22 protein-coding genes are annotated in these 21,476 nt (G+C 68.3%); 17 read left to right on the top strand and 5 right to left on the bottom strand.

Annotated elements, in window-relative coordinates; translation table 11 throughout:
• Nucleotides 1–38: 38 nt before the first annotated feature.
• Nucleotides 39–260: a hypothetical protein gene (locus tag BZY54_RS35790; protein ID WP_086729477.1), complete on the bottom strand. Its 222-nt coding sequence runs from the start codon at nt 258–260 to the stop codon at nt 39–41.
• A gap of 1,632 nt (nt 261–1,892) precedes the next feature.
• On the opposite strand from BZY54_RS35790, the gene BZY54_RS51180 reads away from it, so the two are divergent.
• The 11 genes from BZY54_RS51180 to BZY54_RS35735 all read left to right on the top strand — a co-directional run bounded on the left by BZY54_RS51180 (nt 1,893) and on the right by BZY54_RS35735 (nt 13,186).
• Nucleotides 1,893–4,589 carry a hypothetical protein gene (locus BZY54_RS51180; RefSeq protein ID WP_158103967.1) on the top strand — a complete coding sequence of 899 codons (2,697 nt, stop codon included), beginning with the start codon at nt 1,893–1,895 and terminating at the stop codon, nt 4,587–4,589.
• A gap of 65 nt (nt 4,590–4,654) precedes the next feature.
• Entirely contained in the window at nt 4,655–5,044 is a 390-nt protein-coding gene (locus BZY54_RS35780) for a hypothetical protein (RefSeq protein ID WP_143668192.1), read from the top strand.
• Nucleotides 5,045–5,053: 9 nt separating this feature from the next.
• Entirely contained in the window at nt 5,054–5,533 is a 480-nt protein-coding gene (locus BZY54_RS35775) for a hypothetical protein (RefSeq protein WP_086729474.1), read from the top strand.
• A 10-nt stretch (nt 5,534–5,543) separates the two neighbouring features.
• Nucleotides 5,544–5,849: a hypothetical protein gene (locus BZY54_RS35770; protein WP_086729473.1), complete on the top strand. Its 306-nt coding sequence runs from the start codon at nt 5,544–5,546 to the stop codon at nt 5,847–5,849.
• Nucleotides 5,850–5,935: 86 nt separating this feature from the next.
• Nucleotides 5,936–7,564 carry a hypothetical protein gene (locus BZY54_RS35765; RefSeq protein ID WP_086729472.1) on the top strand — a complete coding sequence of 543 codons (1,629 nt, stop codon included), beginning with the start codon at nt 5,936–5,938 and terminating at the stop codon, nt 7,562–7,564.
• A gap of 15 nt (nt 7,565–7,579) precedes the next feature.
• A complete protein-coding gene (locus BZY54_RS35760) occupies nt 7,580–7,849 on the top strand; it encodes a hypothetical protein (RefSeq protein ID WP_086729471.1) in 270 nt (89 codons plus the stop codon).
• Nucleotides 7,850–7,857: 8 nt separating this feature from the next.
• Complete coding sequence (locus BZY54_RS35755) at nt 7,858–9,828, top strand: glycosyltransferase family 4 protein (RefSeq protein WP_086729470.1); 1,971 nt, start codon at nt 7,858–7,860, stop codon at nt 9,826–9,828.
• Between the two features lie 705 nt (nt 9,829–10,533).
• Nucleotides 10,534–10,881 (top strand): helix-turn-helix domain-containing protein, encoded by a 348-nt coding sequence (locus tag BZY54_RS35750; protein WP_086729469.1) that lies wholly within the window; start codon nt 10,534–10,536, stop codon nt 10,879–10,881.
• A 90-nt stretch (nt 10,882–10,971) separates the two neighbouring features.
• Nucleotides 10,972–11,673 carry a hypothetical protein gene (locus BZY54_RS35745; protein WP_086729468.1) on the top strand — a complete coding sequence of 234 codons (702 nt, stop codon included), beginning with the start codon at nt 10,972–10,974 and terminating at the stop codon, nt 11,671–11,673.
• Nucleotides 11,670–12,383, top strand: a complete 714-nt coding sequence (locus tag BZY54_RS35740; RefSeq protein WP_244217505.1) for a hypothetical protein — start codon at nt 11,670–11,672, stop codon at nt 12,381–12,383. Before BZY54_RS35745 ends, BZY54_RS35740 begins: the two co-directional genes overlap by 4 nt.
• A complete protein-coding gene (locus tag BZY54_RS35735) occupies nt 12,383–13,186 on the top strand; it encodes a hypothetical protein (protein WP_086729467.1) in 804 nt (267 codons plus the stop codon). The genes BZY54_RS35740 and BZY54_RS35735 overlap by 1 nt, the downstream gene beginning before the upstream one ends.
• Nucleotides 13,187–13,188: 2 nt before the next feature.
• Here BZY54_RS35735 and BZY54_RS35730 read toward each other — a convergent pair whose 3' ends face one another.
• The gene (locus BZY54_RS35730; RefSeq protein WP_086729466.1) at nt 13,189–13,719 is read right to left on the bottom strand and encodes a helix-turn-helix domain-containing protein; all 531 of its coding nucleotides are present in this window, start codon (nt 13,717–13,719) and stop codon (nt 13,189–13,191) included.
• Nucleotides 13,720–14,209: 490 nt separating this feature from the next.
• Between BZY54_RS35730 and BZY54_RS35725 the strand changes: the two genes are divergently transcribed.
• Both BZY54_RS35725 and BZY54_RS35720 read left to right on the top strand, forming a co-directional pair.
• On the top strand, nt 14,210–14,794 hold the full coding sequence (locus BZY54_RS35725; RefSeq protein ID WP_086729485.1) for a hypothetical protein: 585 nt from the start codon (nt 14,210–14,212) through the stop codon (nt 14,792–14,794).
• Nucleotides 14,791–15,168, top strand: coding sequence for a hypothetical protein (locus BZY54_RS35720; protein ID WP_086729465.1), 378 nt, complete (start codon nt 14,791–14,793; stop codon nt 15,166–15,168). The genes BZY54_RS35725 and BZY54_RS35720 overlap by 4 nt, the downstream gene beginning before the upstream one ends.
• A 102-nt stretch (nt 15,169–15,270) precedes the next feature.
• Here BZY54_RS35720 and BZY54_RS50490 read toward each other — a convergent pair whose 3' ends face one another.
• Complete coding sequence (locus BZY54_RS50490) at nt 15,271–16,194, bottom strand: hypothetical protein (protein WP_143668191.1); 924 nt, start codon at nt 16,192–16,194, stop codon at nt 15,271–15,273.
• A gap of 701 nt (nt 16,195–16,895) precedes the next feature.
• Between BZY54_RS50490 and BZY54_RS35715 the strand changes: the two genes are divergently transcribed.
• Nucleotides 16,896–17,273 (top strand): hypothetical protein, encoded by a 378-nt coding sequence (locus tag BZY54_RS35715; protein WP_086729464.1) that lies wholly within the window; start codon nt 16,896–16,898, stop codon nt 17,271–17,273.
• A gap of 96 nt (nt 17,274–17,369) precedes the next feature.
• Here BZY54_RS35715 and BZY54_RS50485 read toward each other — a convergent pair whose 3' ends face one another.
• Both BZY54_RS50485 and BZY54_RS50480 read right to left on the bottom strand, forming a co-directional pair.
• Nucleotides 17,370–18,026: a CAP domain-containing protein gene (locus BZY54_RS50485; protein ID WP_143668190.1), complete on the bottom strand. Its 657-nt coding sequence runs from the start codon at nt 18,024–18,026 to the stop codon at nt 17,370–17,372.
• 206 nt (nt 18,027–18,232) lie between these two features.
• On the bottom strand, nt 18,233–19,030 hold the full coding sequence (locus BZY54_RS50480) for a hypothetical protein (protein WP_143668189.1): 798 nt from the start codon (nt 19,028–19,030) through the stop codon (nt 18,233–18,235).
• 131 nt (nt 19,031–19,161) lie between these two features.
• On the opposite strand from BZY54_RS50480, the gene BZY54_RS35710 reads away from it, so the two are divergent.
• From BZY54_RS35710 to BZY54_RS35700, 3 genes are all read left to right on the top strand, one after another.
• A complete protein-coding gene (locus tag BZY54_RS35710) occupies nt 19,162–19,722 on the top strand; it encodes a hypothetical protein (RefSeq protein ID WP_086729463.1) in 561 nt (186 codons plus the stop codon).
• Nucleotides 19,723–19,742: 20 nt separating this feature from the next.
• Nucleotides 19,743–19,979 carry a hypothetical protein gene (locus BZY54_RS35705; RefSeq protein WP_244217504.1) on the top strand — a complete coding sequence of 79 codons (237 nt, stop codon included), beginning with the start codon at nt 19,743–19,745 and terminating at the stop codon, nt 19,977–19,979.
• Nucleotides 19,980–20,036: 57 nt separating this feature from the next.
• Nucleotides 20,037–21,476, top strand: a 1,440-nt coding sequence (locus BZY54_RS35700) for a phage tail family protein (protein WP_483025155.1), incomplete at its 3' end; no start/stop codon positions are given.

Genomic DNA, 21,476 nt, shown 5'->3' with positions numbered 1-21,476 from the left:
TCGGCCCGCCGCCAACTAGCAGGCGGCGGGCCGTGCTTCTACCAAAGGGGCAGCTGTCCCCTGCGCGGGGCCGGGATCACCACGCTCTGAGGGCGGATGGCTGGATGGTTGTCGACCAGGTCGAGGATGAGGGCCAGGGTGTGGTCGGGAAAGTACTCCTGGCCGCGGATCGGCCTTTCCCCGGCGTCGAGCAGTGCTGCAAGGATGTTCAGTTCCAGTCCCCGGGCGACGCCGTCGGGAAGTCCTGTGTGAAGCCGCACTGTCTCGGCAAGACCGTCCCGCTCATGCTTCCGGAGCCGAGGTCGAGGGTCACCAGATGTGATCCCAAACTTCACCACCCCGTGGTCTCCGTCGCGGACGACGTAGAGGGCATCCCAGTACTTGCCCTTGCACTTCGTGCACGGTCCTTGGCCATTCAGCAGCGAAGAGGGCCGAGGCGCACAGTGGTGGCCGTTCTCGCAGATCATTTTGATGGGCGTATGGCCATTGACGTACTCTCCGGTGACTGTCCAGCCTCGGTCAGCAGCGATCGCTCGAAGGGTTGCCTCGGCGGCCTTCGGGTCGAGCCCTGAGCAGGCCAAGCAACCCTTGCGCCCTGCGAGGAGATGCGCGGGCCGAGGCATACAGAGGTGGCCGTTCTCGCAGATCATTGCGATCGGCGTATGGCGGTTGACGTACTCGCCTACGACGGTCCAACCACGGTCGAGTGCCAGATCCCGCAAGCGGACCCGTACGAGCTTTGAATCGGTACCGGCGCAGGTCTGGCACGGGCCCTGCCCTGCCAGCAGTCCGCTGGGCCGGGGCGTGCACGGGTGGCCTTCTTCGCACGTCATCTCGATTGGGGTCGAGGTGCTGACGTACTCACCCACGATGGTCCAGCCTCGCTCATCTGCCAGAGCCCTAAGGCGGGCCTCTGCCGCATCTGGTGAGTTTCCCGCGCACACGGGGCAGCCGTGGCCGCTCAGAGTGTCCCCGGGCCGGGGTGTGCAGCGGTGGCCGTTCTCGCACATCACCGCAACGGGGGTCGCGGTGTTGACGTACTCCCCGGTGATTGTCCAACCGCGTTGTGCTGCGATCCGGCGGAACCGCGCCTCTGCCTGCCGTGGATCCTTTCCTGTGCAGACCCGGCAGGGTCCGCCACCGGCGAGCAGCCACCCGGGCCTCGGCGCGCAGTGATGGCCGTTCTCGCACACCATCGCAATCGGGGTTCTGTTGTTGACGTACGCGCCGCTGATGGTCCACCCGCGTCGCTTTGCCAAGTCACGAAGCCGCTGTTCAGAAGATGCCGGGTCTCGGCCTACGCAGATCTTGCAGGGGCCGCCACCCTTCATGAGATGGTGCGGCGTTGGCTCGCATTCGTGCCCCTCAGAGCAAACCATCGAGATCCGGGTATGCCGGTTGACGTATCGCCCGGTGATCTTCCAGCCGCGTTGAGCAGCGAGGGCGCGAAGCTGTTCCTCGGCTACTGCCCGATCTCGGCCCGCGCAGGTCTGGCAAGGACCCCGTCCACGAGACAGAAGATCGCCCGGCCGAGGTGCGCAGGGGTGGCCGTTCTCGCAGATCATCGCGATGGGCTTCTTCGCGCCGGCGTACTCGCCTGTGATGGTCCAGCCGCTTTGCTCCGCAAGAGCTTGTAGACGCGCCCACACCTCGGCGGGGCTTTGTCGCCGCCTGGGCCTGCGGGCAGGGGGTGCCGTAGTCTCGGCCACAGCCGTTCTCCTTGCTTGCTCAAGGTGTTCGGTCAGAGGGCCGCCGGTGTTCCCGCACCTGCGGCCTTCGTCGTGAAATAACGGCGTCACGCACCGTGTGGTTCCAGCTCCGGACGGTAATCTTGTGGCGGCGCTGCTGGTTGTGGGCCGGGCTCCTTGTCTCTGAGACAGAGGAGTCACGTTGTGAGCGGATGCTGCGGGCAGGGGCCCGTGATCGTCTCCGGGGCCGCGGCCACGCCCCGTGTGGACACGGAGGGGACCCTCCTCTGCGATGTGCTCCCGGACGGCACGCTCGCCGGCGTCGCCCTGGTGGAAGCGATCTACGACGCGAGCAGCGGCGAGCGGGTGGGCACGCGCACCGTGGATCCGGTCACCGGCGCCCCGTACACCCCGGTCGGCACGCTCCAGGCGTGCCTGCCGGCCGCCTCGCCGGACTGCGAGTCCCCGACCACGCCCACCGCCACGGTCGGCCTGTGCCTCGCTGACGGCAGTCCCATTGCTGTGACGGTCGTCCGGGACTGCACCGGCGCCGTCACGTCCGAGGGATGGTTGAACCTCACGACTGGCGCCTACTCAGCGGGTGCTCCGCCCGCCGGGACCGTGGCGTGTGGTGACGCGCGCACCATCACCGTGTCGGGCACGTTCTGTGACGTGGACGCCGCCGGTGAGGTCGTCGGTCTGGTCCTCGTGGAGTACACCTACGGCGAGGACGGCGCGGTCTCCGCTGTCCGCCTGGTGGATGCGGTCACTGGCGGCACGTACACCCCGGCCGGCACCGTCACCGTCTGCCCGGCCGGGGTGGAGCAGCCGGAGCGGGACGTTGTCCAGCTCTGCGACACCTCCGCGGACGGCACCGTGACCGCGTTCGTGCGGGACTACGCCCGCGATGAGAACGGCGCCATCGTTGGCCACAGCGACTACGGCCTCGACGGCGCCCCGTACACCCCGGTCGGCACTATCGGCACCTGCGACCCGGACTGCCGCCAATGCGAAACGATCGAGCTGTGCGACTCCGACCCGAGTGGAGCGTCCACGACCAGCCTCGAAATCGCCTCGGTGCTCGAGTTCTTCGCGGCGGGGGGCCAGGTGGACGCCCCGGCGGCGACCGCAAGGACGCTGATGGACGGTGGTACGGCCGTCACCGGCCCGGACACCGCCGCCTTCAATGGGACCGTCGTCCGCAGCGTGGCATGGCGTGTGGTCGCGGACTGTCCAGACTGCGTGGATGAGACCGGCACCGTCACCGTCACCGCCTCCATCGACGTTGAGGCACTGGGCCCGGACATCACCTGTGGGGCGACCGGCGGACTCAACCTGTTCAACGGAACCAGCATCGTCGCCGGCGATGGCATGCCCAACAACACCCCGGTCGGCTTCACCGACACCCTGACCGTCAGTGCTGCCGTACCGGTGTCTGCGCTCCTCGCCGGGGACATCTACATCCGCTTCGGGGCGGACACGGGGCAGAACAACTCCTCCTGCGGGAACGTCCACAACTCGTGGCAGCTCAGCGCCTTCACCTACTCCACGACGGCCCTCCCGACGGCCGCGGGCTGCGGCAAGTCGTTCCTTCGCACGGTCTGCCGGGACTGCACCGGGGCGGTCACGTCTACGGCGGACTACGAACCGGACGGCGTCACGCCGTACACCCCGGTCGGTGCGGTCGGCCCCTGCATCACCTGCCCGGGCCCGGGCTGCTGCCAGCCGGTACAGGTATGCATCGCCGCGACGGCCACGGAGACGATCGAGTTCGTCTCGAATGAGGCCAAGGTCTACGACAACACCGTGGACACGGTGTGGACGTGGACGCCGACCGGCGACGCGAACGGGCCGGCCGCCAACGCCACCTGGTACAACATGTACCGCACGCAGTTCGGCCCGGCCTGGTCGGCCACGGACACCGCGCCGACCCGCAAGGCGGGATGGGTCTCCCCGCACCCCAATGCGCGGACGGCGAACACCGGCCTGCCCGGTGAGGGCCCGACCCTGAGCGGGAGCGTCGCCTCCCCGCAGCCGTGGTGGGCACGAGCCTCCTTCAGCCTCCCTGCGGCGGCTGACCCGGCCTCGATCCGCGTACAGATCACCGTTCTCAACGCCGACCAGGTCGCCAAGCGGTTCCGCCTCAACAACGGTGCCTGGCAGACCATGACGGGCGGGTCCTACCAGGGGGCGGCGTACACCTTCGGTCCGGGCACCCTCCCGGGAGCGCAGCCGGGCACGAACACCCTGTACTTCGAGGTGGACGAAACCGTTGTCGACAGCCCCAGCAACGGGGCCGGCGTCATGGCGCACTTCATCGTCACCTACGACGTGCCCGGCCTCGGCGTGCGGTCCTGGACGCGGATGGTGTGCTGCGACGGCTCGGCGTACTACCTGGACGAGGACGGGGCCCGTCAGGAGGAGCTGCCGCCGTCCTCGGCGCTGGTCGCCTGCGGGAGCAGCCCGGACCCGGTCGCCCTGTGCGACGACAACGGGACCTTCCTGCGCCACGTCTCCTACGTCGGGGACCAGGTCCTCACCACGGACACCGACCTCAACGGGTCGGCGTACGCGCCCGTGGGCCCGGTCCGGTCCTGCGGCAGCACCCAGCAGGCCGACCAGCCCGTGCAGACCGGTATCCGCCGCGTCACGGGCACTACGGCGCAGGCCCTCAAGACGGAGTTCCCGGGCCTGCAGTCGGTGAGCCTCAGCGTCCTGGCCGACGTCGTCAACGTGACCATGACGAACGGCGCCGCGCAGCCAGTCCCGGCCGGGGCGACGCTGACGTGGTCCGTCACGGACACCGACGACTCGTCACTGTCGCTGGCCACGTTCGCCGGGGCGAGCGCCGCCGCCTCCTACCTGGTGAACTGGACTTACAAGACGACGGCGGCGGGCTGATGGCGGGCACGGACGCATCCCTCACCCGCTCCCCGGTGAGCGGGCAGACCTCCGGAGCCGTAGGCATGAGAACGGCCGCCTACGACACGTGGAGGGCCGTCACCGGGGCGCAGTTGGTTCTCCCCGAGGCGGGCGTCTACGAGGTGGTCGCCGACGTCCAGGCGGGCCAGATCATGGTCGGCAGCGTGAACAACGCGTACATGCAAACCCGGCTCTTCGACGTCACCGCCGGCGCCGTGGTCCCGCTCACCGTGCGAACCGTGCTCTTCCTCTCCGCTACGCCCTCCGATGGCGTCACGCACACCATCCAGGCCACCGCCTCGGCGGCAGCGCTCTACCGGGTGGCGGGTCCGGCAACGATCCGGGTCGAGGGCCTGAAGCACGTGGACAGCGGGACCACGACCGACGAGGCCATGTGGGCGCAGAACTTCCGCTTCAAGAAGATCTCGGACTAGGAGGCCCCCGTGGCAGGAACCAGCGGCAGCGTCTCGACCGCGGCCCCGGACCGTGAGTTCGAGATCCTGTGCGATGACGACGGCGCGGGGAACGTGACCGCGTTCCTTCGCCGCTACACCGTGGACGTCTCGGGCGCCGTGGTGCCCGTGGACACGCAGCTCGACGGCACCACCCCGTACACCGCGGCGGGCACGGTGGGCCGCTGCGAGCAGCCCCCGGTACCGCAGCGCCCCGTCGCCGTGCACGGCGTGCAGAACACAGACTGGTCCCTGGCGGCCAACGCGGGCACGCAGTCCGTGACGCTCATGGTCCTCGGCGGCTCCGTCACCGTGACGACCACGGAGGGCACCATCACGGCCCCGGCCGGGGCCACCCTCACGTGGAGCGTGGACGGGGACGGCATCGACTCCGAGCTGACCAGCACGCTCAGCATCGACGGCACCGCGCCGGCCGCCTCGTGGCTGGTGCTGTGGACGAGCCAGGCATAACCGGGCAGCTATGAGCACCGCAGGCAACTACGAGACGCCCCGGCCGCGTGTGGAGCGCGCGACCGGGGTCACGGATGGCTCCGGGAACGTCACCTTCACCTGGCCGCCGGGGGCGTTCACCGCGCCGCCCGTCGTCACCCTCACCGTCCAGGCCGGCGACGGGTTCCGCTCCGCCCGGATAAGCGCCAACACCGCCGCAGCGACCACGGCCAACGTGCAGGTGGCGGCCGGTGTGACCCTTCTAGGCCTCGGCGTGTTGGCCGTGGGCGCGCCCGCGTCTGGGGTCACCGTTCACGCCCACGCTGTGGCCCCGTAGCGCCGCTGGTCGCAACCTAGACTCGACTACGACGCCGCTGGTTGTGGGCCGGGCGCCTCCTCCCTCGCATTGAGCCAGGAGCGCCCATGAGCAAGTGCTGCGGCGTCAGCCCGTGCAACTGCCGCGTGACCGCCGGGACGGGCACGACCGTCACCGGCAACGGCAGCGCCGCCAACCCGTACGTCATCTCGGCTACCGGAGGCGGTGGCACGACCGCGCTGGCCGTCACCGACAGTGAGACCGTCGACTTCGACCTGACCGGCAGCGGCACAGCCGATGACCCGTACGAGATCACCGGCAGCGTGATCCTCGACCCGTCCCCGCCCCGTGGCGGCACCAACCTGCTGCAAGAGGGCCCGGACGGCCTGTTCGTGGAGTGCGCCGACGTCCGGACCTGCATCTCCGCGACCGATGGCGCCACCTACGACCCGGCGACGGGCGAGATCGGCGCGAAGGTGTCCACGGACGCCGGGAACCAGGTCAGCATCGGCACGGACGGCGGTCTGTACGCGCCGCCGGCCAGCAGCTCGGCGCCGACCGTCGTGCAGGCTGGGGACACCCAGACCGCGAACACGACAGTCGCGGGTACGGGCACCGCGGCCGATCCCTACATCGTCAGCACGGACGTCATCCTGGACCCGGCCCCGCCGCAGGGCGGGAGCAACCTCCTGCAGGACGGCCCGGACGGCCTGTTCGTGGAGTGCGCGGACGTCCGGACCTGCTTCTCCGCCGTCGATGGCGCCACGTACGACCCGGCGACCGGCGAGATCGGCGTCAAGGTGTCCACCGACGCCGGGAACCAGACGAGTATCGGCACGGACGGCGGGATCTATACCCCGGCCCCAGCCTCGACCGCGACGGTCCTGCAGTCGCAGGATACGAGCACCGTCGACACGACCATCACCGGCAGCGGCAGCGCAGCCGACCCCTACGTCGTCGAGGCGGACGTGATCGTGGCCCCGGAGCAGAACGGCCTGGAGGCCACAGGGGACGGGCTGCTCGTCGCCCCATCGAGCGACACGGGCAACCAGCTCGGGTTCGGTGCGGACGGCCGCCTGTTCGTAGCGCCAGACCCGCCGCTGGAGGTCGGCTGCGGCCTGCAGGGTGACGGCACCACCGCGACGCCGCTGGCGGCCCGCCCGGCGCGCGGCCTGGACGCGTGGGCGGATCACTGGAGCTGCGACGCCGCGCAGAACTCCACGCTGCGCTGCGACCCGAACACCGGCTTCCTGTGGACGCCGCCCGAGCACTACTCGATCGACGACCACTTCTACATCGACCACATGGCCTCGACCGTCACGCAGGGCGTGACGAGCGGCTGGGTGTCGCTGTCGCCCGGCGGCACGGTCGCCAACGTCGCGTGGAGCATTCCGGCCAACGCGTTCGGCAACATGTGCCGGGCCTGGGGCTACAACGTCCACTGCCACGCCTCGGTCGACATCAGTGCGAACAGTACGGCGACGTTCGAGATCGGCTACATCCTCCAGATCAACGGCACGACTGTGGGCGCCCGGCCGATCGAGGGCGTCTACACGGCCTTCGGCGCGGCGCGGCGGGAGCGGTACGCCGGCAGCGTCAGCGATGCCTCGTTCCGCATCCCGGCGTCCACGGCCTGGCAGATCGTTGCGTTCCCGGCCGTCCACGTGATCGCGGGCTCGATCACGATCAACAGCTGGATCAGCGACGCCACGCTCAGCACCCAGACCCGCGACTGACCAGGAGGACCTACCGTGACGCGCTACTTCGTATCCCCGGAGGGGAACGGCTCCATGGAGATCGCCGACGGCCCGTTCTCGACGGCGGCCGTCCCCGAGGGCTGGCAGGAGGTCACCGTCGAGGAGTACCGGGCCCGGCAGGACGCCGCCCGCCAGGCCGTGGCCGAGGAGGCTGCCGCGTTCATCGCCTCCGACGGTGACGTGCCGCCGACCCCGAACGGCACGGTCCCGATCGACGAGCTGCCCGGCAGCGGGAACGACAGCCAGCCCAGCGACGGCAAGTAGGCGGCGGCGTGCGCGTCCTGGCCCTCCTCCCCACGTACGGCTCCGCCCCGCCGACCGGAGCCCACGTCACCACCCGCGAGTACGTTCACGGCCTGGTCGCCGCCGGCCACCAGGTCGACGTCGTCACCACCACCCCGGGCGCGTCCGCCGTCCGTACCGAGGACGGGGTGAGGGTGTGGCCGCTCGGCTACTGGTGGCGGGCCGTCCAAGCGGTCCGGCCCGAGCTGGTCCTCTCTCACCACGGCGACCGCCGCGCACCTGGAATCCTGGGCCAGGTGCGCGGCGTGCCGCACCTCCTGCTCGTCCACGGCATGTCCGCCACCCTGCAGCTTGGAAGGCCCGCGCTCGCCTGGTTCCCGTCCGAGGCATGCCGCGCCCACTACCCGGCCTACCGCGGCCCGTCACTCGTCTCCCCGCCACCGATCAACCCCGACCAGTACCGCACCACGCCCGGCCAGCTCGTCACCCTGAACGGCTCCACCGCGGCGAAAGGCGCCGACGTCCTGGCCGCCGTCGCCGAGCAGCTGCCCGACATCCGGTTCCTCGTCGTCCGCGCAGCCGGCCACCAGGTGCTCCTGGGCCTGCCGAACGTCGAGCTGGTCGACCGGATGGACCCGCGGCAGCTGTACGCGCGGACCCGCCTGCTGTTGATGCCGTCCACGCGGGAGTCGTACGGGCGGGTCGGTGTCGAAGCCATGCTGTCCGGCATCCCTGTCATCGCCGCCCCGTTGCCCGGCATCCGCGAGGCCCTCGGCCACGCCGCCGTCTACGTGCCCCGCGACGACCCCGCCCGGTGGGCTGCCGAGATCCGCCGCCTCGACGACCCGGCCGCGTACACCGCAGCGGCCGACACCGCCCGCGCCCACGCCGACCGCCAGGACTACGACGGTAACCTCGCGGCCTTCACCGAGGCCTGCGAGAGCCTGCACAAGCCCCGGCCCGCCGCGGCACCGCGCAGACGCCCTGCAGCGGCGCCCCTGCCGCCGTCGCGGCCTGACGCCGTGGCCTGGGTGCACTACTCGGTGCCCTACCGGCGCGCCGGGTCGGAGACCATGCTGCAGACGATGATGCGGGCCCTGAAGACCGCCGGCCTGCAGGTCCTCGTCGTCGTCTCCCAGATGCCCGAAGCACCAGCGGCCTGGGACGTGGACGGCGTCCCGCACCGCAAAGCCACCCCGGCCAGCGCCGAAGCCCTCCTCCGCTCGATCCGGCCGAAGGCCATCGTCAGCCACCACGGGTTCGCCGAGCGCGCCATCCTCCTCGCCAAGGCCATCGGCTCCAAGTCGCTGCTGGTCCTCCACAGCGACTTCGAGCTGAACGCCCGCGCATTCCACCTCCAGCCCGACCTGTGCGTCTACAACACCGAGTGGATCATCCGGTCGCTGGCCCCGCGGTACGCCGAAGTCGACCGCATCCCGCGCCTGATCGTGCACCCGCCCGTCATCCCCGAAGAGCACCGCGCGCCGGCCACCGGCCACCACGTCACCCTCGTCAACCTCAGCCGGGAGAAAGGCGTCAACACCTGGTGCGGGGCCGCCGAGCTGTGCCGCGAGCTGCCATTCCTCGGCGTCACGGGCGCCCACGGCCAGCAGCACCCCTGCCCCGTCCCGCCGAACGCCCGGGTCATCCCGCAGACGTCGAACATGCGCGACGACGTCTGGGCGCGCACCGGCGTGCTGCTCGCGCCGAGCATCTACGAGTCGTACGGCATGGCGGCCGTGGAGGCCCTCGCCTCCGGCATCCCCGTCATCGCCCACCCGACACCCGGCCTGCAGGAAGCCCTCGGCGACGCCGCGACGTTCCTCGAGCGCGCGGACGTCCCCGCCTGGGCTGCCGCGATCAAGGAACTGTCCGCCGACGGCGACCGCCGCGCCGCAGCCACCGCGGCGGCGTTCGCGCGGAGTGCCTTCCTCGCCGACCAGGCCCGCCAGGAACTGAAGCTGTGGGCCGACGCGATTCAGGAATTGGTCAGCGCGTAATTCACGGCCTTGTAATAACCGTGCGGCAAGGGCGAATTCACCCGCGAGTGTTGTCCGAAATTTGGAAGAATGTGAGGTGGAAAGCAATTCGCCCTCGGGGTGGCGGTGGGCGCCAGATCCCGAGGGCTAGCCGACTGGTAAGGAGTCGACTTGACCGACGGTACCAAGTGCCGCGTCTTCTTCGCGGACGGAACACCATGCGGGCGCCCGCGCGCGTACGCAGACGGCACCTGCCGCCAGTGCAAGAAGTGGTCGTACAACAACGGGGGCGCAGACCCCAACGGCCGGCAGCAGCGAACCAAACCGACCACTCCGTGCGCCGTCACTTTCGACGACGGAACTCGCTGCCCCCGCACCGCGCTTCTCAAATGGAGGTGGTGCAACGTCTGCCGAGACTGGTCCAGGCGCAATGGCGACGCCGACCCTGACGGTCGCCCCGTTCCTATCGGCCCTGGTAGTGGCCGGTCCACCTGCACGGTGTTGGAGAAAGGTGAGAGGTGCGGGCTACCGGCACGACGGCACAAGATGTGTTCCAAGCATGCTGCGCGTTTGCAGAGGTACGGCGACCCGCTCGTCACCATCGTGAGGGCGAACGGCCAGGTCTTGGAGGAGCTGAAGGCGGCGGCAGCTGCTACGGGGGACTCATGCATCCTCATGGATGGCGGAAGGGGAGGAAGGCCGCGCGCCCGGCTCGGAGACGTCGAGATGAACGCCTCCCGAGCGGTGTGGATCCTCGCCAACGGCGACCCGGGCGAGGCTCACGTGCTGCACACCTGTCATCGGGGTGCCGAAGGATGCATCAACATCCGGCACCTGTACCTCGGTGACCACGACCGCAACATGCTGGACATGGTGGAAGCAGGACGTAGCAGCCGGGGTGAGGTCAACGGCCAGTCCGTACTGAAGGCCGAGCATGTACTGCAGATTCGGAGGGACCTCAACGCCGGTGTTCCTGGCGTGGTCCTTGCCGAGCGCTATGGCGTGAGCAAGGCGACCATCTCGGCGATCCGAGTCGGCAAGCGCTGGGGATGGCTACAGCCTGACCCGGCGTAAGGCACCTGGAACTGCGGCTGTGGCTGGCTATGCTGGTCACAGCCGCTGGTTGTGGGCCGGGCTCCCTGTTTCAAGGGAGGTTTGACGCCCATGTCATGTCCACTGATTTCGAATCTCGATGTGGTCAGGGTAACTAGGGTCGATCAGTGCGGTCGGCCCGTCTGCGGCGAAGACAACGGATTCACCTTCGATTGCCTGGCGTCAATCTCCCTTTCGCCAGACACGGACGAGGGAGACGACCTTCAGTACAAGGCCGCCAACGGTAAGGTCTGCGGATTTCGCAAGGGCTGCACAACTCTGAACTCCTTCGGTGTGGAGATCAACTTCTTCTCCGTCAGCCCCGAGTTCCTGGAGATCACCACCGGCAACCCGGTCGTCTACGGGTTCGACGGCCAGCCGATCGGCTACGACGACTGCAGCATCGCCTGTAAGACGGGCTTCGCGCTGGAGTTCTGGGCGGAGGTCCTCGGTGAGGATGTCTGCCAGGCCGAGGGCACGGGCGGCGCCTGGCTGTACTTCCTGCTGCCGTGGGTGTCGAACGGCATCCTGGGCGACCTGGAGATCGGCAGCGAGGCGGTCACGCTGCAGATGACGGGTAACACCCGGACCGGCGGCGGTTGGGGCGTTGGCCCGTACGACGTCATGCCGATCGACGCGGCCGGCACGGCGGGCCCGATGCTCACGCCGGTCGGCAGCAACTGTCACAAGAGGATGTTCTTGACCAACGTGGCGCCGCCCGAGCCCACGTGTGCGTACACGCCGGTACAGGGCGACCTCTGTCTGACGTCGTGACGGTGGAGGTCCCCGATCTCGTCGTGCCGGTGCGGGAGGGCATGGTCAACCAGCAGCTCAGGTACGCCCTGCGCTCCTGGGAGGCCCACCTCCCGCATCGGCGTGTCTGGATCATCGGCTACCGGCCGCCGTGGGTGGGCGGGGTGGAGCACATCCCGACCCAGCAGGCGGGCGGGACGAAGTTCCAGAACACGACGCTGGCGATGCGGCACGCCTGCCAACACCCGGAGATCAGCGACCCGTTCCTGTGGGCGAACGACGACATGTTCCTGATGGAGCCGCTCGACCGCATGCCGATGCTGCACCGCGGCCCCGTCCGGGAGGTCGAGCAGTACTACGCGGCCCGCGCGTCGGGCGCCTACCTGCGGGGGATGCGCGCCACCCGCCAGCTCCTCGCCGACCTCGGGCACCAGGACCCGCTGTCGTATGAGCTGCACGTCCCGCTGCCCGTCCGAAAGGCCGGGATGCTGCGCGCGCTGGACGCCGGCCAGGGCGTGGAGGCGCTGCACAAGCGGTCGTTGTACGGGAACCTCGCCCAGATCGGCGGGGAGCAGATCCGCGACGTGAAGGTCATGCACCGCGGGCCGCGCTTCGACCGGTCGACGCCGTTCCTGTCGACCATGCCGGACTCGTTCACCAACGGCGAGGTCGGCCGGATGATCCGCGCCCGCTTCCCGTCGCCGTGCGGCTACGAGACAGGGAGGCCGTGATGCCACTCCAGACAGGCCCGTGCATGGCCTGGCCGACAGAGCTGTGCTGCGAGACCGAAGGCAAGGAACCGGAGGAGATCGAGCGCTGGACGCTCATCGCGTCACAGATCTTGTGGGCCTTGTCGGGGCGACGCATCGGCCCGTGCCCCGTCGTTGTGAGACCTTGCAAGCGGGCCTGTCTGGAGTCCTCCCCGGTGAGCTTCCAGGCCGGTATCGGCACCGGCCCGTGGATCCCGTACATCGGCTCAGACGGGCTGTGGCGCAACGCCTCGGTGTGCGGCTGCAAGTCGGACTGCTCCTGCGGGGAGCTGTGCGAAGTCTGGCTGGAGACCCCGGTGTACGACGTGACCGAGGTGAACATCGACGGCCAGGTCCTCCCCGCCACCGCATACCGAGTGGACGCGCCCGGCCGGCTGGTGCGTACCGACGGCGAGTGCTGGCCAGACTGCCAAGACATGAGCGCGGCGCCCGGCCAGCCCAACACGTTCAGCGTGACGTACCGGTGGGGGCTGCCGGTCGACGAGGCCGCCGTGGCGGCCGTGAGCGAGTTGACCTGTCACCTGATGAAGGGCTGCGGCAGCGGCTCGTGCGGCTGCAAGGCCACGCAACGCGGCGCAACCCGATTCATCCGCCAGGGCGTGGAAATGGACTTCGGCGACCCGACGCTCATCTACAAAGAGGGACGGACCGGTCTGCCGCTCGTAGACCTGTGGCTGAGCGTTGTGAACCCGTACCGGCTCACCTCGCCGTCCCGTGTCTACTCACCAGACTTCAAGCGTCCGAGGGTGACGACGTGGCCGTGACCTCAGAGCAGGTGCGCCCAGGAGACACGGCGGACGATGCGCGATACGTGGGTCTGGCTGACGCCGTAGCGCTCGGCCAGATCTGCCTGGGTAGCCGCGCCCCTGGCGTACTCGTCGCGGATCAGCCGCACCTGGTCGGCTTCCAGTTCGGCCGTCGCGACGACCTCGCCCACGGGCTTTCGTCCCTTAGCGATCATGTCGGCCATGTTGTCTTCATGCGTGCCCGCGAACAGGTGCGTGCGCTCGACGCACGGCGGCGTGTCGCAATGGTGGTTGGCCTGCTCGCCGGGCTCCAACGGTCGACCGAGCAGGTCCTCAAGCACGAGGTGCGTGACCCGCCGACGTCGGCCGCTGAGGCTGACGACCGGGTATCCGTCTTTGTCGCCACCCCACACGCCTGTGTTGATGCGGCAGCCGTTCGCGTTCGGAGTGATGGCCAGTGCCTGGGTCACGATCTTGGCGAGCGTGTTGATGTTCGGGTTCTCGCGCTTGACGGCCGGGTGGCCATGCCGTTTCCACCGGGTGTGGTGCATGCGGCACCACCCATGCCGAGGGCTGTACACGGGCTTCGCACATCGCTCTCCGCCCTCCTCGCCGGTGCAACCGCCTTCCACTGGGGTCGCCCTGGGGCGCGTGCTGGGGTCGGCTCCGCCGTGACGGGCGGACCAGCGGCGGCACGGTTGGCACCACTCGTGGGTGTCGCTGCGGAACGCGCGGGTGCATCCGTCGGCCGCGCACGTGCGCTCTGGCGCTCCGTCATTGAAACGCTCAGCGGGGTCGCCCTTGCCTTGGCGCCACCACTCGTAGCAGGCCTGGCACCAGCCACGGCTCTTGACTCGCACCCGGTTGGTGCATGGTTCGACGACGCAGATCGTCGGGCGCTCTGTGAGGCCTGGCCGGGCACTGGGGTCGGCGCCTCCATGTCGCTTGGTCCATGCCTCGCAGGCGGAACACAGGCCCAGACGCTTGGTCTTGGGCGGCTTGACGCAGCCAGGGGTCACGCACTCACTAGGGGTCGCTGACATGGCGCTCGATTACCTCGCGGTTCAGAATGTGGCTGAAGCCCTCTTGGGGTGCGTATGCGCAGAGTTGGACCGGGCGGCGGCCATCATCGAAGGACAGCCAGGCTGTCCTGATTGTACGTCGTGCGTGGTGCCGGGCAGGCCTGCGTGGGACAACTGCACGGGCGACTGCTCGGGCGCGCAGACGCCGGGCCAGCTCACGGTCAACCTGGACCGGATCTACCCGACGTCGGCGTTCCCGACGGAGACGAAGGACGTCATCGGCAGCCGGAATTGCCTGCCCGTGCGGCAGGCCGCCGACTACGTGATCACGTTGTTGCGCTGCGCGCCGACGTACAACGAGGGTGGCTGCCCGCCCTCGTGTGAGGAGCAGGCGGCGGCGGCCCGCATCCTGCACGTGGACGCCGTCGCTGTGACGAATGCGGTGATGTGCTGCTTCCCGCAGACCAGCGACGTCCGGCGCGGCCACCAGTTCTTGATGGGCGCGCTGCGCACGCTCGGCCCCGAGGGGCAGTGCGTCGGCATCGAGCAGCGCCTCACCGTGGCTCTGCCGTTCTGCGGCTGCACTGCTGGAGGCGAGTCGTGAGCGTCGAGGTACGCATCGACCCGGGCCGGATCGCGCGGCTGCTGCGGCTGCGCGGCGGCATCGTGGAACGCCGACTGCGAGAGCGGACCAGCAGGGTTGCGGACATCGCCCGCTCGCTGGCGCCCGGCACCATGCCGGACTACATCGACTGGCACATTGAGGAGGGGCCGCGCAGCCTGCAGGGCGTCATCACCTGCGACCACCCGGCCACTCTCTACGTGCTGAACGGGACGCGGCCGCACATCATTCGCCCGCGCCGGGCGAAGGCGCTCCGCTTCGAGGCCGACGGCCAGGTCGTGTACTCGAAGATCGTATGGCACCCCGGCACGCATGCGAACAACTTCCTTGGCGAAGCCCTGCGTCTCGGTCGGTAGTGTGAGGGCCGGTGAGTGTCACGCTGCTGGTTTCCCCCTTACTGCGGGCGTTGCGGCAGGCGGGCTCCACGGCGGGATCACGTGGTGTGGATGCTTCTTTCTCTACTGCGGCCCAACATATGCAGGCCGATTGAATTTGTCCCAAGTGATATCCGATGGTGTCACGCGCTCAATTACAGGGTTCAGGCCACTGGTGGCTACGTATAGTGTTTTGTACTTGAAGTCGGCAGGTGGGGCTGTGACGTGGAAGGTATAGCTTTCCGGCTTTTCGCCATCCCATGTGGCTGGGAGCTGCTGCTTATACCTCTTCCCCTCCGATGAAACGATCAGAGCGGCTTGAAAGGTGCAGGATCTAGCGGCTGCAAAAAACTGAATTACGACTTCTCTCTGGTCGCCCTGGTCTAGGGTGATGTTCATGCTTTTCGGGTCGCCGGGCCGGTTGTCCGTTGTGAGTTGACGTGGGACCGGGCGAGCCGCTTCTATGTTTAGCGCATACTTGGCGGGTTGTTCCAACGTTCCACCATCTCCGATGGTCGGATTGCGGAAAAGTGTGCGAGTAGTCGCCTCTGTGCACTTGAGGTGAGTGATGTCAACTCCTTGCACGAGGACGGTGTGCTTATGTTTGCTCAAAACGTTGACCGCAGTTCCAGTCGCGTTGAGAGGAGTCCAGTGACTCCAGAGCCACCCCCATGAAGGCGTATTTGTGGCAGTAGAGGACATGTCGAAGGGTTTGCCTTCGTTTTGGTCCCCCAGGTCCTCGTCTGTGGCCCACCAACCTGGGCCGTAGTAGGACTCGCCTGCGGAAATTTGGATCGGAGCCCCTGCCTCGAACTGTTTCTGCTCGGCGTCGTCCTTCCACCCTCGATAGGCATCGCAGCCAGCCGGGATGCCCACAGCTGCTGTTACGGCGAGAGTCGCAATGCCGAGCCAAAGGCCCTTGCGGTTGCTCCGCTTCTGCTCCTCTGCGCTCGCCCGCGCGATGTCGTTGGATTCTCGTGGATACCGATCGGGATCGGGAGGCGTCACCCAAACGTGGGGGTTCCCTGGCTGAGGTCCGTACGTAGGTCCGGCAGGTGACCCCGACTGCCCACCTTGGCCGCTGCCGGGCGGCGTGGGCGTTGGAGGGGGCTGACCGCTGCCTTGCTGGCCAGGAGGGAACCCAGGTGGGTGAGGGGGATGCCCGGGCATACGTTCTCCCATGGACTGACGTGAACGGGTATAGAAGGAAGAGAAGTTGTTGCACGCGAACGGGCTGATGTCCAGCAGTCTGCTGGGGTTGGCGTGTTTCCGTTGAACCATGGCTGACTTCGGCTGGTGGTGCTGCCCGGGGGCAGAGAGGTTAGCTCGACCGCTGGTTGACACCCTGGCCGGACAACACCGGTAGCCCCTTCGGGGCTATGTTGTTGGTTTTTCCCAAAGGTGTATGAGAACGGGTTCCTTGACGGTTTCAGCTTCCTCCAGGGAGCGGGGTACGCGACTGCGAGGCAAACCTGAGGAGCGCGTTTCCCACGGAGACGAAGGATGTCATCGGCAGCCGGAATTGCCTGCCCGTACGGCAGGCCGCTGACTACGTGATCACGCTGCTGCGGTGCGCGCCGACGTACAACGAGGGCGGCTGCCCGCCCTCCTGCGAGGAGCAGGCGGCGGCGGCCCGCATCCTGCGTCGGCATTGAGCAGCGCCTGACCGTGTCCCTGCCGTTCTGCGGCTGTACCGCTGGAGGCGAGTCGTGAGCGTCGAGGTGCGTGTCGACCCGGGCCGGATCGCCCGGCTGTTGCGGTTGCGCGGCGGGGTCGTCGAGCGCCGGCTGCGGGAGCGTACGAGCAGGGTCGCGGACATCGCCCGCTCGCTGGCGCCCGGCAGCATGCCGGACTACATCGACTGGCACATCGAGGAGGGCCCCCGCAGTCTGCAGGGCATCATCACCTGCGATCACCCGGCCACCCTCTACGTGCTGAACGGGACGCGGCCGCACATCATCCGGCCGCGCCGGGCGAAGGTCCTCCGCTTTGAGGTCGACGGCCGGGTGGTGTACTCCACGATCGTCCGTCACCCGGGGACGAGGGCGAACAACTTCCTGGGCCGCGCCCTGCGGTTGGGGCGGTAGCGGTTCTACCTGTCCGGCTGCGTTGGGCGAAGGTCGTGCGGTGCGTGGCCGACGCGGCCAGCCGGTGATCGCGGCCTCTGAGACATGAGGGCGCTCTCAGCATTGGCCGAAGACCACAACGAAGGCTCCCTTACCGCTACCGTCCTTCCCAGCCGGGTCAGCGACGTCTGGGTTTGTTGCAGCGGCGAAGTTGTTCCACGAATGGCCGATACCGAGGATGATGTCGTGGTGCGTGGGGCTGCCCATCCACCATTTGACGGCCGCTCGCGGAGTGCCCCCACCGTTCCATCCGTTGTACACGATTTCTGCGATTTGAGGGGAGCCGCCGGGGCAGTACCCCGCATCCTTAGCGCGACTTTCGGGGGTGGACTTGCTGACCGGGTTGGTGTGCCAATCCGGGTTTGATGGCGTCCACCATTTCTGGTTGACAGCGGCCTCGACCTGACGCTCTGCCGCTACGCCTAGCGGGTTGGGGTGAAGCAACTCCTGCGGGCGGGGGATCGGAGCCTTCCCGGCCTTGGCGCGTTCGGCCTGTATGAGGCAGAGCGTGGCCAAGTCGGAAAAGGCGGAATGGGGTATGACCGGCATATCGGCATACCTGAGCCAGAGCGTGCAGCCCTCTGCGGTCGGAGGCCCATCGGCGCTCGCCGGTGGGGCGGCGGTGACTTGGATGAGGGTGGTGGACAGGAGCCCTGCCGAGGCGAAGGTCAGGGCGGCTTTGACCCGCGGTGCGTGGAACGTCATTGGACTCATTAGGACCTCCTTGAGGAAGCACCTTCCGAGAATCGCTCCGAGGGTGGCCAGCGCCTTCGGTGCGGAGCGTCACCTGACGACTTCATTCTGCGACCATCGGCCCAGGCTCGCCACTGGGCCAGATGGCGTACCGAGTGGGAGGTCGGCGCCGCGTGGTGTGCTGCCGCTACCCTTGCCCGGCACGCCTCTGGTTTTGGGTCGGGCGATCACCCGAGAGCTGTGCGCGTTGCGTGGATGAACGCGTGCTTCGATCGGGTGTACTCGCGCGTCTCCTCGGCAGGATTGCTCTGAAACTTGAAGGTGCCTTGAAGTAGATACTGTTCCTCGTATCCGGTGAACGTACCGCCAGGAAGTCGCGAAAAGGCAAGTACTGCCTGCTCATATGCCGTCGCTACTTCGTCGGGTAGTGGGTTTCCGAGGGACCCGATCAGGAAGGGTGCGGGTCCTTCCCATCGGCAGGTGTGGATGGTTCCTCGCAGGCTGTCGAGGGCGCTTTGCAGCGCAGGTAATGCGCTCGGTGAGGATGTGTTATCCCTTATGAGTGTCCTCAACTTGTGTTCAGCATGAACGATTGACATGTATTCCTGACGACTGCTGGTGAAGCGCTTAACCGCCGAGGTTAGGTTACGGGCCGCCTCGACCACCGAGTCAGGGCCTTCGAGTTCAACCACTACCAGCTTGGCTTCCAGGTCGTCTCGCAGACGGCCGATTTCATCGAACGTCGTTGTCAAAGTATCTGAGTTGATGGGCCTAAGGGTCATCAGACGCTCGGCCTTGGTGTGGAGCTGTGTCGACGTCAGAAGGAATGCGCTGTAACTGTCCCGTTGCACACTCCTTCGCCACTGCTTGTCACTGCTTTGCGATGCTTCGAGAGCGGCTTTGTAGGTGGCTTCAGCCTGAGCGAGCGCGCCGCGCGTCGACCACCGGCCAGTAACGAGTGCGGCGGGCACCGCGAGGGCGGCGACGGCGGCAGCGGCTACAGCTCCGACACCTTGCAGGTCCATAGGGTGATCTTGCATTGGTCCGGGCGGTTGCGGTAGTGGTTCGCTGCACCCCGAACTCGCGCACGGCTACCCTTGCCCGGCACGCCGCTGGTTTTGGGCCGGGCGACCGCGCGGGAGACAAGGGCACACCCGTGGCAACACGCGATTTCGCAGTCCGTACCGAGAACCACGTCGCGAACCTCGGCGAGCTGGGCAAGCTGGAATTCATCCCGGAGGTCCTCGGGGACCAGTTTTTGGATGGCTACAGCAAGGTCAGTGAGGCGCAGAAGGCGCTCGGCGACGAGAACGACCTGACGAAGATGGACCCGGCCGTGCTGCGCAGCGTGTACGGGGCGATGCGCGAGTTCCTCGCCAGCCTCATGGTCCCGGAGTCGGCCGAGCGGTTCCTGCGGTTCGAGGTCATCAAGGGCGGTAAGACCGTCGCGCACTTCCGCACCCGGGCTGAGGCCGACGAGCACGCCGGCGAGCTGACTGGCGCTGTCCGTATCGAGGACAAGAGCCTGCGGCTGCCGGACCGGGTGCTGATGGAGCTGCTGGAGTGGACGACCGAGCTGTACGGGGGTGGCACGGAGGACCGCCCTACTACACCGTCCAGCGGATCCTCGCGAGCGTCGCGGAGGGCTGGGACGCCTTCGAAGGGCAGCTCGCGCTCCAAGGGATCGACATCCACCGCTGGACGCTCCGCACGCTGATCAACGCGGCGGAGCAGGCGATGTACAACTCCGCCGAGGACGACGCCGAACGGAAGCGGATCGAGGCACGCCTGTACGCGCCGCCGAAGGCGCTGCGCCGGCCCCGCCGTGCTCGCACGTCCTCGTCTCAGCAGCCCCGCCAGGAGCAGCAGCCCCAGCAGCCGCAGCGGACGGCGATGACGCTGGCGGACGCGCAGGCCTTGATGGCGCAGTGGGGGGCGATGGACTCCCAGCTCGGGACGGGTGGAACCGGCTAGTCTGAGATCGCCGCTGGTTCTGGGCCGGGCAACCCCTGCGTACGCGTGAGGTTGCCCATGGCCGGCGAGGACGTCGATTTCGGATCGGCGCACATTACCGTGTCGCTCGACGGCGGCAATTCGGACGCCGAGGCCCGCCGGACTGGCGCGCAGATTCAGCGGGCGCTGCTGAACGCGACGCGGCGCATCGGAGAACAGCTCCGCAGGCAAATTCAGCGCGGGCTGAACGCTCAGGCGGTCACGGCCCGGGTCGAGCCGGACTTGCGCCGATTCGACGCGCTGCTGCTGAACGGGCTCCGGTCGATCGACTCGCTCGACATCCCGGTGGCGCCGGACGTCACGGGGTTCGTGGAGCGGCTGCGTGCGCTCCTCGCGGACGTTGAGATCCCGATCCGTGTCGTGCCCGACCTGGACGACTTCGACCGCCGTATCCGCACGCACAACGCGCCGGACGTCCGGGTCAATGCGAACGTCAACGTCGATGCGAACCGGCTGACTCGGGCTCTGTCGGGGCTCGGTGGTGTGGCTACCAAGGTCGGCGGCGTCCTCGCGAAGGGTCTGAAGTTCGGCGCGATGGGCATCGCCGCGGCGGGTGCTGCGGCCGGTGTGGGGAAGTTCGTTGCCGCGCTCGCCCCGGCGGCGGGCATCATGGCCGCGTTTCCGGCGGCGATCGCCGGCTTCCAGGCCGCGCTGGGCGCGTTGAAGCTGGCGCTGGCCGGCGTGGGGGACGCCTTCGAGGCCGCGCTGACGGGGGATTCCAAGGCGTTCGAGAAGTCCCTGGAGAACCTGTCACCGAAGGCGCAGGCCGCTGCCCGGGAAGTCAGGGCGCTGAAGCCCGCGTTCGAGTCGCTGCGCAACTCGGTGCAGGACGGGTTCTTCGTCCAGTTCGAGGGGCAGATCACCGCGACGGCGAAGGCGCTGCAAGGGCCGCTGAAGACGGGCCTCACGTCGATCGCTCGGGCGTGGGGTTCGGCGGCGCGCGGCGCGCTGGGGTACGTGCAGGGTGCTCAGGGCGTCGCGAACGTCTCCTCGATCCTGACCGGGACGACGTCCGCCGTGTCGGGCTTGGCGCAGACCACGAACAAGCTGACGGCCGGCTTGCTCCAGGTCGCGGCTGTGATCGCGGAGCGGTTCGGGCCTCAGCTGGGCGGCGCCATCTCCAACCTGGGGCAGCGGTTCGGGACGTGGCTCCAGCAGATCGCGCAGGGCGGGCAGGCTGTCCGGTGGGTCGACAACGCGGTCACGGTGTTCGCGCAGCTCGGCGGGATCCTGCAGAACGTCGGCAGCATCCTGTTCGGCGTCTGGCAGGCCGCCAGCGGAGCCGGCGGCGGGGTCCTCGCCAACATCCAGCAGATCACCAAGTCGTTCGCCCAGTTCGTCAACTCGGCGAAGGGCCAGGAGGCGATCGGCAACGTCTTCGGGGCGGTCGCCCAGATCGCGGCGCAACTCGGGCCGATCCTGTCCGCGCTGGTCACGCAGATCGGGGCGATCGCCCCG

The sequence above is a fragment of the Streptomyces carpinensis genome (assembly GCF_002154505.1).
In the GTDB taxonomy this organism is placed as follows: Bacteria; Actinomycetota; Actinomycetes; order Streptomycetales; family Streptomycetaceae; genus Streptomyces; species Streptomyces carpinensis.
The sequence above is the reverse complement of the archived record's forward strand: the minus strand, read 5'-3'. Positions and strand labels throughout refer to the sequence as shown.

Bases quoted from the DNA above. Each gene is read 5' to 3' on its own strand.
- BZY54_RS35780 (WP_143668192.1), top strand. From the start codon at position 4,655: ATGAGAACGGCCGCCTACGACACGTGGAGGGCCGTCACCGGGGCGCAG.
- BZY54_RS35770 (WP_086729473.1), top strand. From the start codon at position 5,544: ATGAGCACCGCAGGCAACTACGAGACGCCCCGGCCGCGTGTGGAGCGC.
- BZY54_RS35765 (WP_086729472.1), top strand. From the start codon at position 5,936: ATGAGCAAGTGCTGCGGCGTCAGCCCGTGCAACTGCCGCGTGACCGCC.
- BZY54_RS35750 (WP_086729469.1), top strand. From the start codon at position 10,534: ATGAACGCCTCCCGAGCGGTGTGGATCCTCGCCAACGGCGACCCGGGC.
- BZY54_RS35745 (WP_086729468.1), top strand. From the start codon at position 10,972: ATGTCATGTCCACTGATTTCGAATCTCGATGTGGTCAGGGTAACTAGG.
- BZY54_RS35735 (WP_086729467.1), top strand. From the start codon at position 12,383: ATGCCACTCCAGACAGGCCCGTGCATGGCCTGGCCGACAGAGCTGTGC.
- BZY54_RS35730 (WP_086729466.1), bottom strand. From the start codon at position 13,719: ATGCACCACACCCGGTGGAAACGGCATGGCCACCCGGCCGTCAAGCGC.
- BZY54_RS35725 (WP_086729485.1), top strand. From the start codon at position 14,210: ATGGCGCTCGATTACCTCGCGGTTCAGAATGTGGCTGAAGCCCTCTTG.
- BZY54_RS50485 (WP_143668190.1), bottom strand. From the start codon at position 18,026: ATGAGTCCAATGACGTTCCACGCACCGCGGGTCAAAGCCGCCCTGACC.
- BZY54_RS50480 (WP_143668189.1), bottom strand. From the start codon at position 19,030: ATGGACCTGCAAGGTGTCGGAGCTGTAGCCGCTGCCGCCGTCGCCGCC.
- BZY54_RS35705 (WP_244217504.1), top strand. From the start codon at position 19,743: ATGTACAACTCCGCCGAGGACGACGCCGAACGGAAGCGGATCGAGGCA.